Source organism: Curtobacterium sp. UCD-KPL2560 (assembly GCF_001705035.1).
In the GTDB taxonomy this organism is placed as follows: Bacteria; Actinomycetota; Actinomycetes; order Actinomycetales; family Microbacteriaceae; genus Curtobacterium.
Genome location: NZ_MCIG01000012.1, coordinates 12207 through 25187, shown reverse-complemented (window position 1 = coordinate 25187; position 12981 = coordinate 12207). Strand labels below are relative to the sequence as shown.

The window sequence follows — 12981 nt, the reverse complement described above, 5'->3', positions numbered from 1 at the left end:
GGTCGCCGGACGGCGGCCCGGACCGACAGCGGTCGCCGGACGGCGGCCGGCCCGACGGTGGGCAGCCCCGTCGGACCGCCCACGGCCCGCGAGGTGACCGGATGACGGACAGGAGGCGCGGTGCCGACCGGCACCGCGCCTCCCGTCCGTCCGCCCCTACTGCAGGTGGATGCTGTCCAGCTCGGCGTAGCCCGTGCCGCCGGCGTAGTTCGGCGAACCCTTCGCGAGTCGGATCACGTTGTACCCGGCCCGGAGCTGCACCGTGACGTCGACGCTGCCGGTGGGGTTGCCCCAACCGGACGTGGTCGGCGGGTAGCTCACCGTCGAGAAGGCTCCGCCGTCGGAGGCGAGCCCCTGCGTGGCGGTCGCACCGGTGGCGTTCGCGTACTTGATGGTCATCGTGTAGGAACTGGCGGTCGGCACGTCGACCAGGAAGTCCACGAAGCTGTCCGTCCGCGCGTCACCGTTCCCGTCGATGCGGCCGACGTACCCGCCGTTCGACGCCGTGGACGAGGACAGCCGGCTCGCGTTGACGACGGTCGCGTTCTCCGCCTCGTAGGTCTGCTGGTACGTCGGCGTCCCGGACGTCGGGGTGATGAGCAGCTGGTACGCCGCGACGGCGTCCATGTTCGACACCGGGACCGAGATCGACCCGTCGACGACGGGGTAGGTCGTCGTCGACAGCAGGTTCGGCGCGGCCTGGTTCGTCGTGCGACCCGTGGTGTTCGTCGACGAGAGCTGCACCGAGACCTGACTGCCGAGCCCGGCGAGCCCGTTCACCTTGACGGTGTTCGTGCCGCCGTCACCGCCGAAGACGACGTTCACCTGCTTCCGGCTCGCGTCGTACGAGGCGACGCCGTCGAGGTACGACTGGGGGACGGTCTGGACGACGTTGCCGGACTGGTCGCCGTACCACTTGTACGCCCAGTAGGACGCCGTCGGCAGGTTGTTGTACAGCAGCCCGTCCATCGTGCCGGCCTCGTACCAGTAGGCACGCTCGGCGTCGTGGATGCCGGCCCGCTCGAACGCGGCCATGTAGTGCACGCCGATGCTCGGCTCGTCGACCTGCCCGGGCGAGGCGTACTCGTTGATCGAGATCGGGATGTGCGGCAGCCCGAGGGAGTCCTCGATGCCCCGGAAGTCCGTGACGTGCGCCTGGACGTCCTGGTAGCTGAAGTCGCCGAGCTCGTGCCACACCGCGACGGAGGGCAGCGTGCCGGTGTTCTTCGCGTTCGTCATGAAGCCGAGCATGAAGTCGTGGCTGTAGCTGCTGGCGCCCGGTCCGATGATCGGCGTGAGGGTGTCGACCGCGCGGATGTCGCGGTAGGTCCGCGTCCACATGTCGAGGTAGCTGCCGGCGTTCGGGTCGTTCTTCGTGCTGGCCGCCCAGTTCGCGTCCGGCTCGTTCCAGATCTCGTACCCGGCGATGTTGGTCGTGCTGGTCGCGTCCACGCGGGCCGAGATCATCGTCCCGATCTTCGACTCCCAGTCCGGCCAACTCACCCAGTTGTACGGGAAGGTGCTGAAGACGTCGGGCAGCCGGAGGTACTGCTGTCCGCCCGCGTCGGTGATCTTCCCGGCCACCTGGAGGCCGTCGCAGCAGGGGTGCGTGGCACCGTTGCCGAGCTGCTGCGTGCCGGGCGGCGGCTGCGTGAAGGTGTTCACGTGCAGCGGGTAGAGCTGGCTCAGCGGCGGGGTGCTGCCGGTGTCGACGCCGTACAGGCCACCGGCGGCGACGTGGGTGACGGGGCGGACGGTCGTGCCCACGTTCACCGTCAGGGTGTTGCCGTCGGCGTAGGCGGGCGCCGTGGACCCGAACCCGAAGGCCGCCGTCCCCGCGACCACGAGTGCGGAGAGGACCGCTGCGGCCCGTCGGGGTCGACCCCGACGGCGTCCGGGTCGGACCGGTGTTCGAAGATGCGTCATTGCTTCCTCCTCGTCGTGTTCCGGGTGGTCCCGGAACGCTGGTGGGTCACTCCGCCGCGTCGGCGGGGTGCTTGTGGAGCCGGCCGAGCCGCTCGGCCTCGGCGTTCCGCTCGTAGCCCAGGTACGCGATGACCGCGAGCACGCGGTGGCGGTTCGCCGGGCGCACGGTCTCCGGGCAGTTCAGGACGCGCGAGACCGTCTGGTGGGACACGCCCGCCACGAACGCGACGTCGTAGATGGTCGGCTTGTCGGTGCGGTCGAGCGTCATCGCTCCTCCTCTCGGTCCGTCCGGCAGGCGGTCGGGCGGACGGCCCGCCGGTCGGACGGTCGGCCCGCCGGTCGGACGGTCGGCCCGCCGGTCAGGCGGTCTGTCCGCCCGGTAGGCGGCCTGTCCGCCCGGTAGGCGGTCTGTCCGCCCGGCAGGCGGTCGCCGTGGTGCGGACGGGAGGCGCGGTGCGGCTCCCGTCCGCGGCTCCCCTACCCGACGGGCAGGAAGACCCGCATGGTCGACGGTCCGCGGTTGCCCCACGTCGCGTACGGGACGAGTCGGACCTCGCGCGGCTCGTCGGTCGCCACGGCGCCGCCACCGTCCCCGTACGGCAGGCCGGTCGGCTCGGGCACCGCCACGGTGCGGACCGCGAGCCGGACGTCGTCCGCGCCGTGGTCGACGGGTTCGGCACCCACCGGGACGAGCAGGTCGCGGACGTCCGAGCCCGCGTCGATCGACTCGACCGCGTACACGAGCGGGCCGCGCTCGACCGCGACGGTGCCGCGGACCGCGTCGATGCGCGGGTCCGGGACCGTGGTGCGCGCCTGCACGGGGACGTCGAGGACGATCCGGTCGCCCGCGGCGAAGACCCGGCGCACGGTGACGGTGTCGCCCTCCACGGGCACCGCCTGGCCCGCCACGTCGAGCGCGGCACCCGAGGACCAGGACGGCACCCGCAGCCGGAGGGCGACGGGGGCGTCGCCGCCGACGGTGGCGACCACCTCCACCCGTCCGGCGCGCGGCCAGTCCGACCGGACCGAGAACGCCGCGCGGGTCCCGTCACCGAGCACGGTGTCGACCTCGAAGTCGCCGTACTGGTGCAGCTGCAGGCCGTCGTCGCTCACCGTGGCGAACACGGTCTGCACGCTCGCGAGCGTCCGGGACAGGTTCGTCGGGCAGCACGAGACCTCGAACCAGGGGGCACGGAGGCTCGACAGGGCGCGACGGCTGACCTCGTCCTCGGGCGGGACGGTCCCCTCGACCCGCTGGTGCATGGTGTTCGCGTAGAAGAAGGCGCGGCCGTCCTCGCGCGGGGCGACCATCACGGCGTTGTACAGCGTGCGCTCGATGAGGTCCGCGTACTTCGACTCGCCCGTCTCGAGCAGCAGCCGCCACGAGAGCATGTTCGAGGCGATCGCGGCGCAGGTCTCGCCGTACTCGCGGTCCGGCGGCAGCTCGAAGTCGGCCCCGAACGCCTCGTCCTGGTGGTGCGCGCCCATCGCACCGGTCAGGTAGGTGCGCTTCGCGACGGTGTTCGTCCACTGGGTCTCGACCGCCCGCAGGAGTCCGACGTCGCCGGTCTCGACCGCGACGTCGACCGCACCCGCGGCCAGGTAGAGCGCGCGGACGGCGTGCCCGCGCAGGACCTCGGCGTCGCGGACCGGGACGTCGTCCTGGAAGTACTCCTGGCCGTACTCGATCGGCGCGAGCAGGCCGTGGCCGCGGCGCTCGACGAACGTCCGCGCCAGCTCGACGTACCGGTGGTCGCCGGTCGCCCGGCCGAGCTCCACGAGGGCCGGCTCGATCTCCGGGTGCCCGCACACCGCCTCCCGTCCGCCCTCCCCGAACACGTCGACCAGGTGGTCGGCGACGCGGACCGCCACGTCGACGAGCCGTCCGCCGCCCGCGGTGCGCAGCCGCGCGACCGCGGCCTGCAGGAGGTGCCCCATCGAGTAGAGCTCGTGCCCCCACTCCAGGTCCGACCACCGGGGCCGCTGCCACGGACGGCCGAAGCTGGTGTGCAGGTAGCCGTCGGCGTCCTGCGCCCCCGCGACCCGCTCGACCAGCCGCTCGTACCGCGCGGCGAGGTCGTCGTCGGGCTGCACGCCGAGCTGCCAGGCCATCGCCTCGAGGAGCTTGTAGACCTCGGAGTCGACGAACTCGATCCCGGCGTGCTCGAACGGCTGCCCGGTGGCCGCGGCGTCGAAGTTCCCGGTCCAGCCGATCCGCTCCATCCAGGTCTCGCAGTGGCGGATCACGGTGTCGGCGTTCCGCTGCTGCCAGTCGGCCCAGTAGCCGCCGGTCAGGCGCAGGTCACCGAGCGGGAGCGGTCGGAGCGCACCCGTGGACGGGACGACGGGCCCGGCCGGGACGGTGGTGTGGGTGATGGTCACGATGTCCTCCTCGGACGTGGGGAACGGGTGCGTCAGTCCTTGACCGCGCCGGCGGTGACACCGGCGGCGACGTAGCGCTGGGCGAGGACGAGGAGCACCGCGGCGGGGATCGACGCGACCACGGCGGTGGCCATGATCGAGTTCCACTCCTGGTTGTTGTTGCCGATGTAGGCGTAGATGCCGAGCGTGATGGGCTTCGCGTCGCCACCGCCGTCGAGCGTGTTGGCGAACAGGAAGTCGGACCAGGCCCAGAGGAAGCTGAAGAGCGACACCGTCACGACCGAGTTCCGGCTCACCGGCATCACGACGGCGGTGAAGGTGCGCCAGGTGCTCGCCCCGTCGATCCGGGCGGCGTTGAGCAGCTCGTCCGGGATCCCACGCATGAACGCGGTGAAGATGAGCACGCCGAAGGGCACCGCGATCGTCGAGTCGGCGAGGATCAGCCCCCACACGGTGTCGAGGATCCCGAGCTGCACGTAGATCGTGTAGAAGCCCATCGCCATGATGATCGCGGGGATCATCTGCGCGATGAGGAGCACGAAGCTCATCGCTCCCCCGCCCCGCGGCCGGAGCTTGGCGAGGGAGTACGCCGCCGGTGCCGACAGCACGAGGGTGAGGACGACGGTGCCGAGCCCGACGAGCAGGCTCGTGCCGAGGAACGGCAGCTGCTGGCCGAGCACCGTGCTGTAGCCGTGCAGGGTGCCGTCGATCGGGATGAGGTTCGGCGGGCTCTTCCGCATGTCCTGGTCGCGGGTGAGCGAGACGTTCACCATCCAGTAGACGGGGAACAGCATCACCGCGGTGAAGACGACACCGAGCACGGTCCGCCACCACCGCTTCGCAGCGGGCCCGGTCGCGGTGGCGCGCTGCCGTCCGCCGCGGGCGTTCCGCGTGGTGACGGCTCGGGTGACGGTCGTGGTGGCCATCTCACACCTCCAGGCGGCGCTGCACGCGCGCGTAGACGAGGCCGACGACCAGGGCGATGACGATGAGCACGTTCCCCACGGTCGCGGCGGAGCTGAAGTCGGGCAGCAGCGAGCCGAAGCCCAGCTGGTAGGACCAGATCGCGAGCGTCGTGGACGAGCCCGACGGGCCGCCCTTCGTCATGATCCAGATGATGTCGAACACCTTGAGCGTGTAGACGAAGCCGAGCAGCAGGGTGATCGCCGTGACCGGGCGGAGCAGCGGGAACGTGATCCGCCAGAAGCGCTGCCAGCCGTTCGCGCCGTCGAGGGACGCCGCCTCGTACAGCTCGCCCGGGATGCCCTGCAGCCCGGAGTACATGATCACGAGGTTGAACGGGATGCCGATCCAGATGTTCGCGACGAGCACGGCGAACAGGGACCAGGTCGGCGAGGTCAGCCAGTTGATCTGCCCGATGCCGACCGACTCGAGGAAGGCGTTCACGATCCCGGAGTCGCTGTTCATCATCCAGGACCAGGTGCTGGCCGACACGAGCAGCGGCAGGAGCCAAGGCACGAGGAACAGCGCCCGGAGGAGTCCGGACAGCGGGAAGTGGTTGTGGAAGAACACCGCGAGGGCGAGTCCGAGTGCGAACTGCACGAGGATCGACACGAGGACGAAGACCGTGGTGTTCCAGATCGCCGGGGCGAAGGTCGCACTCGAGAACACCGAGACGAAGTTCTGCAGGCCGACGAACGGGGCGTTGCCGGAGACGAACGACGTCACCGTGTAGTGCCGGAGGCTCAGCTCGACGTTCTTGTAGAGCGGGTACGCGTAGAAGAGCAGCAGGTAGAGGGCCACCGGGGCGAGGAACGCCCAGGCCGTGAGCTGTGCTCTCCGCTGCGCGTGGGCGCGGCGGGCCCGGGCCGAGGCAGGGGTGCCCTCGGCCCGGGGACGCGCAGCCGACGGTCGCAGTGACGTCGTGTCGGTCGTCATGGTCGTGTCGACTTCCGTTTCCGTGGTGGTGCGGTGGGTGGTGTCCGCGTGGTGCGGTCGTGCGGTCGGGCGGTCGGGCGCCTACTTGGTGAGCTTCGCGTCGACCGCCTGCTGGGCCGCCTGCAGCGCGTCGGACGGCGATGCGGAACCGGACTCGGCCTTCTGCACCGCGGTCCAGAGCTGCTCCGAGATGACCGGGTACTTCACGCCGAGGTCGTCGCCGGTGCGTGCCCGCGCGGCCTTGACCGCGTCGACCCAGGTGGACAGGTCCTTGTTCGCGGCGAGCTGCTGCTGCTGCAGGCTGGACGACGCGGCGATGTAGTTGAGCGTGTTGTCGGTCTTCACGACGTCGTCGCCCGACGACAGGCACGAGACGATCTTCTTCGTCGTCGCGTAGCGGGCGTCGTCCTTCTGCACGGGGACCGTGAAGAACTCGCCACCGGTCGGCACCGGCGCGGCGCCGCCGTCCTTCGCCGGGATCGTGATGACGCCGGCGCCCATCTGCTTCGCCGCGTCCTTCTGCCAGGTGCCGTTCTCGCCGAACGCGAAGTCACCGGACTGGAACTCCTGCCAGCTGGTGGTCTGGGTGTTCTGGATCACCGAGTTCGGCGCGTAGCCCTTGTCGATCCAGTCCTTCCACAGGTTCAGCGCGGATTCGGCCTTCGACGAGTCGAGCTTGGTCAGGTCGGCGTCGGCGCCCCAGAACCACGGGAGGAACTGGAACGAGCCCTCCTCGGTGTTGATCCCGGAGAAGGTGATGCCCTTCTTGCCGGCGGCCTTCACCTTCGCGAGGGCCGCGGTCAGCGAGTCCCAGTCCTTGATCGTGGAGACGTCGACCCCGGCGGCCTCGAGCACCTTCGGGTTGTAGTACAGCGCCAGGGTGTTCGCGCCGATCGGGACGCCGTACGTCTTGCCGTCGATGACGCCCGCGCCGAGGATGTTCTTGGAGATCGACCCGGTCTGCAGGCCGTTCGTCCCGGTGTCGGTCAGGATCCCGGCCTGGGCCAGGGTCGAGACGACGGGGTTGTCGACGAGCAGGACGTCGGGCGACTTGCCCTGCTGGCCGGCGAGCAGCGCCTTGTTCGTCAGGTCGGAGGTGTCGTAGCCGGTGCGCTTGACGGTGACACCGGCGTCGGTGCCGCACTTCGCGACGAGCTTGCCCCACGCGGAGGACGCGTCGTACTGGGGGTACGGGTCCCAGAACGTGTAGGTGCCCTTCGCGGCGTCCGACGAGCCGGAGGACTGGGCCGAACAGCCGGTGAGACCGGCGACGACGCTGGCTGCTGCCACCAGCGCGCCGATGCGGATTGCGGTCTTGGTGCGCATGATCACGGGTTCCTCTCTGAATGCGACGTGATCGCAGGTTCGGGTCCGGCAGCGGTCCCCTCGGCGACGCTGCCTCGCCGTCGAGGGAACCGAAACCGGTTTCGGGAGGAATCTACGATCAGCGCTACCGAGGTGTCAAGGAAATTCGTAAACTAGTTTCGGAGGCACCATGAGCGACGACGACAGCGGCACCGACACCACGGCGACGACCGTCACCCTGGCCGACGTGGCACGGGCAGCGGGGGTCTCCGTCGCGACCGCGTCCAAGGCGCTGAACGGGAAGGCGCACGTCAGCGCGCGGGCACGCGAGGCCGTGACGGCCGCGGCGTCCGCCCTCGCGTTCGTCCCGAACCCGTTCGCCCGAGCCCTGAACCGTGCGCCCACCAACACCATCGGCATGCTCACGAGCGACCTCGACAACCGGTTCGTCCTGCCGATCCTGCTCGGGGCGGAGGACGCGTTCGGTGCCGGGTCGCTGAGCGTCCTGCTCGCGGACGCGCGGGACAGCGTGCTCCGCGAGCAGCTCCAGCTGCAGTCCCTGCTCACCAGGCGGGTCGACGGCGTCCTGGTCGTCGGCCGCACCACGAACCCCCGCCCGCCGATGCAGTCGAAGCCGAACGTTCCCGTCGTCTACGTCTACGCGCCGTCGACCGACGACCAGGACCTGTCGTTCGAGCCGGACAACGAGCTCGCCGGGCGCCTGGCCGTCGACCACCTCGTCGCCGTCGGTCGCCGACGCATCGCGATCGTCAACGGCGAGGACACCTACGCCGCCGCCCGGGACCGCCTCCGGGGGGCAGCCGCCGCGACCGAGGACCACGGGCTCGAACTCGTCGGCACCCCGGGCCTGGTGTTCGGCAGCTGGAACGAAGCCTGGGGACGCCAGGCGACCGTCCGGCTCCTCGAGGCGCACCCCGACGTCGACGCGATCGTCGCCGGCAGCGACCACATCGCCCGCGGGGTCATGGACGCCGTCCGCGAATCGGGGCGGCGGATCCCGGACGACGTGGCGGTCGTCGGCTTCGACAACTGGGACATCCTGGTCGAGGGCGCACGCCCGCACCTGACCAGCGTGGACATGAACCTGCAGGAACTCGGACGCCTGGCCGCCGAGGCCCTCGTCGACACCATCGACGGGAACGTCCGGCGCGGCCGGGTCCGCAACCCGGTGCAGCTGGTGGTGCGGGGGTCGAGCGCTCCCGCGCGGGAGCCGGGCGCGCACTGACCCCGTCGACGCGGGCTGCGGTCCGTCGCCCTAACCGGCGCGCGCCGACCCCGACGACGCGGGCGGCGGTCGTCGACGTGACCGGCTGACGGACGGGAGGCGCGGGGCCGGCCCGCACCGCGCCTCCCGTCCGCCCCGACCCGGCCCACCACGTCGGCGACACCGCCGGGACGCGGCGGCGGGCAGATCGTCGCCCCGACCCCTTGCGCTCGCTATCCTACATAAGTAGCTTCAAGGTGTGGATCCGATCAGACGCGTGACCGCCCCGACGCTCGACGTCCTCGAGTCGCTGCTGTCCAGCAGCGAGCCGACGTGGGGACTGCTGGTCATCAAGGCGACCGGCCGACCCGCAGGAACCGTCTACCCGATCCTGGAACGACTGGAACGGCAGGGGTGGATCCGTTCGACCTGGGACGACGACGCCGACCGGGCGGGGCCCCGACGCCGACTCTACGAGTTCACCGCCGAGGGGGCCGTGGCGGCGAAGGACCTCGTCGACGGCCGGGCCGGGGCCGCTCGGGCCGCTGCTCGCAGCGCCGGCGCCGCCCGCCCGACGAACCGGCCGGTCGTGCGGTGAGCACCCTCGACCGGATGCTCGTGTCGGCCGCGGTCGCCGCGTCCCCACGCTCGCGCCGCGCCGCACGTCGTGAGCAGTGGCTCGCCGACGTCCGCGACGCACGCGAACTCGACCTCTCGCCGACCGCACTCGCGTTCGGCGCACTCACCACGGCGCTCCTCCACCGACGCGCCGACCGCCGATCCTCCTGGGGGAACAGCATGACCACGATGCCGGGCACCGTCCGCACCACACCGTTCACCGTCCCCGCGATCCCGGTCGTCCTCGGGTTCGCCGTGCTCGCGTTCCTCGCGGCGAGCGCCGGACTCGGACTCCTGCAGCGCTACAACGGGTACACCGGAGCCGTGTCGGCGATCCTGCTCGTCTCGATCGCCCTCACCATCGTCCCGGCGATCGCCGTCGCGGTGAGCGTCCTCCTCGCCACCGGGGCGCCGCTCCGGCGGCGCGCGATCGGCGCCGTGGTCGCACTCGCCGTCGGTGCCCTGTGGTGGTCCGTCGTGACCGGACACCTCGACCCGCTCGTGTGGCCGTCGCTCACCCTCGGAGCCGTCGCCGCCGCGTGGCTCGCCGTCTGGCTCGTCGTCCTCCGGCGTCCGGGGTGGACGTGGCCGCTGCTGCTCCTGCCCGTCGCTGCCTCCGCCCTGGTGTTCCCGCTGGCGAACAGCGTCTCCGGCACCGGACTCACGTACTCGATGGGGGCTGCGGTGGCGACGGCACTCGACCTCGTCCCGTTCGTCGTCGGCATGGTCGCCGCGGGGATCGCCGGACGGCCGGACCTGACGGCACCGCGCGCCGGAGCGGGACCGGAGCGCGCGTCCTCCGGGGTCATCGGCTGACCGGGTCCCGGTCCGCGGCACACACATGCCTGCCGCCCTTCGCGGCGTGATCGGGTGACGGACGGGAGGCACGGTGCGGGCTGGCACCGTGCCTCCCGTCCGTCACGACCCGGGCAGCGCGAGCTCGGCGGACGCCGGTCGACCGCGCGCCCCTGCGCCGGGCGCGACTGGTGCAGGATGGCGGGATGCGCAAGCCGGTGCCCGAGCGTGACGAGTGGCTCGTCCGGGTCTTCGTCGACCACGGCGACAGCCCGGTCTGGTACCGCGGGCCCCGCGACCACGACGAGATGCACCTGTCGCCCGACCTCGATCGTGACCTCCGGGCGTTCGACGCCTGGTTCTCCGAGGCCGGAGATCCTCGGGACCCGTACGCGGTCCGTGCGGAGGTCAGACGGGCCTTCGAGCGCGAGGGGGAACGGCTCGCGCAGGCGCTCGCGGTCGAGCTCGGGACACCGTTCACCGTGCAGGTGCTGCACCCTGGGCAGGGCTCGGGATCGCGCACCTACCGGTCGACGTCGCCCGCCACGAACGAGCGGGCCCACGAGGCGTTCGTCGCGTTCCACGACGAGGCCTGCTGAGGGCCACCGAGCTACCGAGCGGCGGGACGCGAGGAACGCCGCCGGGAGAGGGGCAGGGCGACCCCGGGTGCGACCACGAGGGCGGCGCCGGTCACCGCGACGGCGGTCAGCGTCCAGTCGTCCTCGGGGACCGTCACGGTGCTGCCGTCCGGGCCGGAGAGCGTGCAGTCCGTCCCGAGCGGCCAGTACGACGGCGTGATGCTGACGCCGGTGCCCTCGGCGGACGCGGCTCCGACGGCGGCCTGGTCCGTGACGCAGTCGGCACCGTCGTCGCCCCCGATGAGACGTCCCTGGGCAGCGACCACCGCACCGCCGAGGAGCACCAGACCGACGACGACCGACGACGCGGACAGGAACCAGGAGCGCGCCGCGCTCGGGGAGGCCTGTCGGTGGCCGTCAGCGTCCACGCTGTCGAGCCGAGCGGATCGACGTCTCGGGCAGCAGCACCGGAGCGGTGCTGCTGCCCGAGAGCCCGTCAGCGCTCGGAAGGGGATGTCGGACCACTTCCACCTCGGCGACGCGCGGCTGCGACGACGCCGCAGACGACGAGTGCCACGATCCCGATGGCGAGGAGCCAGAGGCCGACCTGGAAGCCTCCGACGATGCCGTCGGAGGTGTACCCGGGTTCCGCGCCGGTCGCTTCCTGCATGCGGTAGTCAACGCCCATCGCGACGAGGAACCCGATGGCCGTGAGCGCTCCGACCCCCGCTGCGGCAGCGGAAGCGATCATCCACTTCTTCATGCGCTTCTCTCTGATCGGTCGTGCAACGGTCACCAGTTGCAGCGGTGGGAGGCAACTCCTGCGACCCAGTTCGAGCGGTTCGCCCGGTACCGCTCGAGGTTGTAGTCCTGCGTGAACGGCAGCCCGTACACGCTCGCCGCGACGTGGCAGTTGTACTGCTGCTGCAGCGTGGCCTTGTTCGTGATCGCCGGCCACTTGGCCTTCCACTCATCCCAGCCCGCACCGCGGAACACGGCCTGTCCGGCTGCGTACCCGCCCACTCCGCCACCACCGCTGAGGACCAGTGCGCCGGGACCGGTCACCCAGGCGCTGTAGCGGTGGTCGCCGTGGTAGGTGTCGCGCTTGAAGCTCTTGAAGAGCGTGATCCCGAGCCACGGGTCGGCGACGACCGGGTACTGGGTGCCCGGAGCATGCTCCACCACCTGCGTCAGGGTGTTGCCCTGCACCTCGTAGTGGGTTCCGATCGGCGCCCCCGTCGCGTCCTTCGCCCAAGCCGGTGCCACGGTGCCGGCGAAACCGCCGTTGCGATCGGTGATGATGACGACGCCGTCCTCGCGGATCGTCATCTGTCCACCGCTGGGGACCGACAGGTCGTAGTCGTACCGGGTGGGCGCGCTGGCATCGTCGATGATCGTGAGGATCTGCAGACTGCCGTCCTCTCGTGCGATCGGCGCGGTCGTCGACGAGTTCTGGTTGTCGAACGTCGTCAGTCCCCCGCCGACGTCCACGGCGTCTGCCGCCTGGTTCGCGAACGGCAGCGACACGGTGAGCTCGTGGTTCCCTGCCTGCAGGACGGCGCCGTCGCCGGCATCCTTCGGGACGGTGATGTCGACGCCGCTGGCGACGTACGTCGAGGCGTCACCGTCGGCACTGTCGGGCGACGCGACACCTTCCAGGACCTCCGGCGCGATCCCCTCGACAGCGGCCATCGCGTCGACCTGTTCGGTGTCGTCGGCGAACGCGACCGTGGACGTCCCCGCCATGGCGGCGACGCACAGCAGTCCGACCCCCGCGAGCCCGAAGGCTCTTCCCGTCAACAGCATTGATTCCCCCATCTGATGGCAGGGGCCCTGCGCCCCGGCACGCCCCCGAATCTATGAGAGCACTCAGGATTCACCCTCATCCGATCGGATGAGGTTCGCGCGCGGGCAGCTGGCCAGCAGGCCATCGAGCGTCCGGCCACCATCTCGCACGCAGGAGATCCGCTGTGACCCTTCGACATCGTCAGCTGTTCGCCCCTTCGATCGGAACAAGCGCGACGATCCCGGCACGAACGCCGCGAAGACCCGCGCGGTGAGCCGGTCGACGCCCGAAGCAGCGCCCGACACGGCACCACGACGTCTGATGACGGGTCCACCGTGCCCCAGTCGAGCAGCGCGCGCAGCACGACATCAGCGGCCCGGCCGTCACACCCTGGCTCCTGCACCGGGCCTGGCCCGGGAGCCGGCTCGTGCTCGTCGAGGGCGAGGGGCACGGCGGCCCGGAGGAGA

At 71.2% G+C, this 12981-nt stretch carries 13 protein-coding genes; 4 read left to right on the top strand and 9 right to left on the bottom strand.

Going from position 1 to position 12981, the window contains the following annotated elements:
- Positions 1 to 156: 156 nt before the first annotated feature.
- The 6 genes from BEP24_RS05190 to BEP24_RS05165 all read right to left on the bottom strand — a co-directional run bounded on the left by BEP24_RS05190 (position 157) and on the right by BEP24_RS05165 (position 7533).
- Positions 157 to 1926, bottom strand: a complete 1770-nt coding sequence (locus tag BEP24_RS05190; RefSeq protein WP_083230099.1) for a hypothetical protein — start codon at positions 1924 to 1926, stop codon at positions 157 to 159.
- A gap of 46 nt (positions 1927 to 1972) precedes the next feature.
- Positions 1973 to 2194 (bottom strand): LacI family DNA-binding transcriptional regulator, encoded by a 222-nt coding sequence (locus BEP24_RS05185; protein WP_065961007.1) that lies wholly within the window; start codon positions 2192 to 2194, stop codon positions 1973 to 1975.
- Between the two features lie 209 nt (positions 2195 to 2403).
- Positions 2404 to 4308: a beta-L-arabinofuranosidase domain-containing protein gene (locus BEP24_RS05180; RefSeq protein WP_065961006.1), complete on the bottom strand. Its 1905-nt coding sequence runs from the start codon at positions 4306 to 4308 to the stop codon at positions 2404 to 2406.
- A gap of 32 nt (positions 4309 to 4340) precedes the next feature.
- A complete protein-coding gene (locus BEP24_RS05175; RefSeq protein WP_065961079.1) occupies positions 4341 to 5102 on the bottom strand; it encodes a carbohydrate ABC transporter permease in 762 nt (253 codons plus the stop codon).
- A 133-nt stretch (positions 5103 to 5235) separates the two neighbouring features.
- Entirely contained in the window at positions 5236 to 6207 is a 972-nt protein-coding gene (locus BEP24_RS05170; RefSeq protein ID WP_065961004.1) for a sugar ABC transporter permease, read from the bottom strand.
- Between the two features lie 81 nt (positions 6208 to 6288).
- Positions 6289 to 7533, bottom strand: coding sequence for an extracellular solute-binding protein (locus BEP24_RS05165; RefSeq protein ID WP_065961077.1), 1245 nt, complete (start codon positions 7531 to 7533; stop codon positions 6289 to 6291).
- Positions 7534 to 7702: 169 nt separating this feature from the next.
- Between BEP24_RS05165 and BEP24_RS05160 the strand changes: the two genes are divergently transcribed.
- The 4 genes from BEP24_RS05160 to BEP24_RS05145 all read left to right on the top strand — a co-directional run bounded on the left by BEP24_RS05160 (position 7703) and on the right by BEP24_RS05145 (position 10749).
- Positions 7703 to 8758 (top strand): LacI family DNA-binding transcriptional regulator, encoded by a 1056-nt coding sequence (locus tag BEP24_RS05160; RefSeq protein ID WP_065961003.1) that lies wholly within the window; start codon positions 7703 to 7705, stop codon positions 8756 to 8758.
- A 256-nt stretch (positions 8759 to 9014) separates the two neighbouring features.
- Positions 9015 to 9335, top strand: coding sequence for a helix-turn-helix transcriptional regulator (locus BEP24_RS05155; protein ID WP_253181575.1), 321 nt, complete (start codon positions 9015 to 9017; stop codon positions 9333 to 9335).
- Positions 9332 to 10171, top strand: coding sequence for a hypothetical protein (locus tag BEP24_RS05150; RefSeq protein WP_065960999.1), 840 nt, complete (start codon positions 9332 to 9334; stop codon positions 10169 to 10171). Before BEP24_RS05155 ends, BEP24_RS05150 begins: the two co-directional genes overlap by 4 nt.
- A gap of 185 nt (positions 10172 to 10356) precedes the next feature.
- Complete coding sequence (locus BEP24_RS05145) at positions 10357 to 10749, top strand: hypothetical protein (RefSeq protein ID WP_065960997.1); 393 nt, start codon at positions 10357 to 10359, stop codon at positions 10747 to 10749.
- Positions 10750 to 10760: 11 nt separating this feature from the next.
- Here the strand turns inward: BEP24_RS05145 and BEP24_RS05140 are convergent, their stop codons facing one another.
- The 3 genes from BEP24_RS05140 to BEP24_RS05130 form a co-directional block, all read right to left on the bottom strand.
- On the bottom strand, positions 10761 to 11156 hold the full coding sequence (locus tag BEP24_RS05140) for a hypothetical protein (protein ID WP_065960995.1): 396 nt from the start codon (positions 11154 to 11156) through the stop codon (positions 10761 to 10763).
- Positions 11157 to 11224: 68 nt separating this feature from the next.
- Positions 11225 to 11524: a hypothetical protein gene (locus BEP24_RS05135; RefSeq protein WP_141693359.1), complete on the bottom strand. Its 300-nt coding sequence runs from the start codon at positions 11522 to 11524 to the stop codon at positions 11225 to 11227.
- Entirely contained in the window at positions 11521 to 12528 is a 1008-nt protein-coding gene (locus tag BEP24_RS05130; protein WP_141693358.1) for a hypothetical protein, read from the bottom strand. The genes BEP24_RS05135 and BEP24_RS05130 overlap by 4 nt, the downstream gene beginning before the upstream one ends.
- Positions 12529 to 12981: the final 453 nt, after the last annotated feature.

Bases quoted from the DNA above. Each gene is read 5' to 3' on its own strand.
- BEP24_RS05170 (WP_065961004.1), bottom strand. From the start codon at position 6,207: ATGACGACCGACACGACGTCACTGCGACCGTCGGCTGCGCGTCCCCGG.
- BEP24_RS05165 (WP_065961077.1), bottom strand. From the start codon at position 7,533: ATGCGCACCAAGACCGCAATCCGCATCGGCGCGCTGGTGGCAGCAGCC.
- BEP24_RS05190 (WP_083230099.1), bottom strand. From the start codon at position 1,926: ATGACGCATCTTCGAACACCGGTCCGACCCGGACGCCGTCGGGGTCGA.
- BEP24_RS05185 (WP_065961007.1), bottom strand. From the start codon at position 2,194: ATGACGCTCGACCGCACCGACAAGCCGACCATCTACGACGTCGCGTTC.
- BEP24_RS05175 (WP_065961079.1), bottom strand. From the start codon at position 5,102: ATGCTGTTCCCCGTCTACTGGATGGTGAACGTCTCGCTCACCCGCGAC.
- BEP24_RS05160 (WP_065961003.1), top strand. From the start codon at position 7,703: ATGAGCGACGACGACAGCGGCACCGACACCACGGCGACGACCGTCACC.
- BEP24_RS05145 (WP_065960997.1), top strand. From the start codon at position 10,357: ATGCGCAAGCCGGTGCCCGAGCGTGACGAGTGGCTCGTCCGGGTCTTC.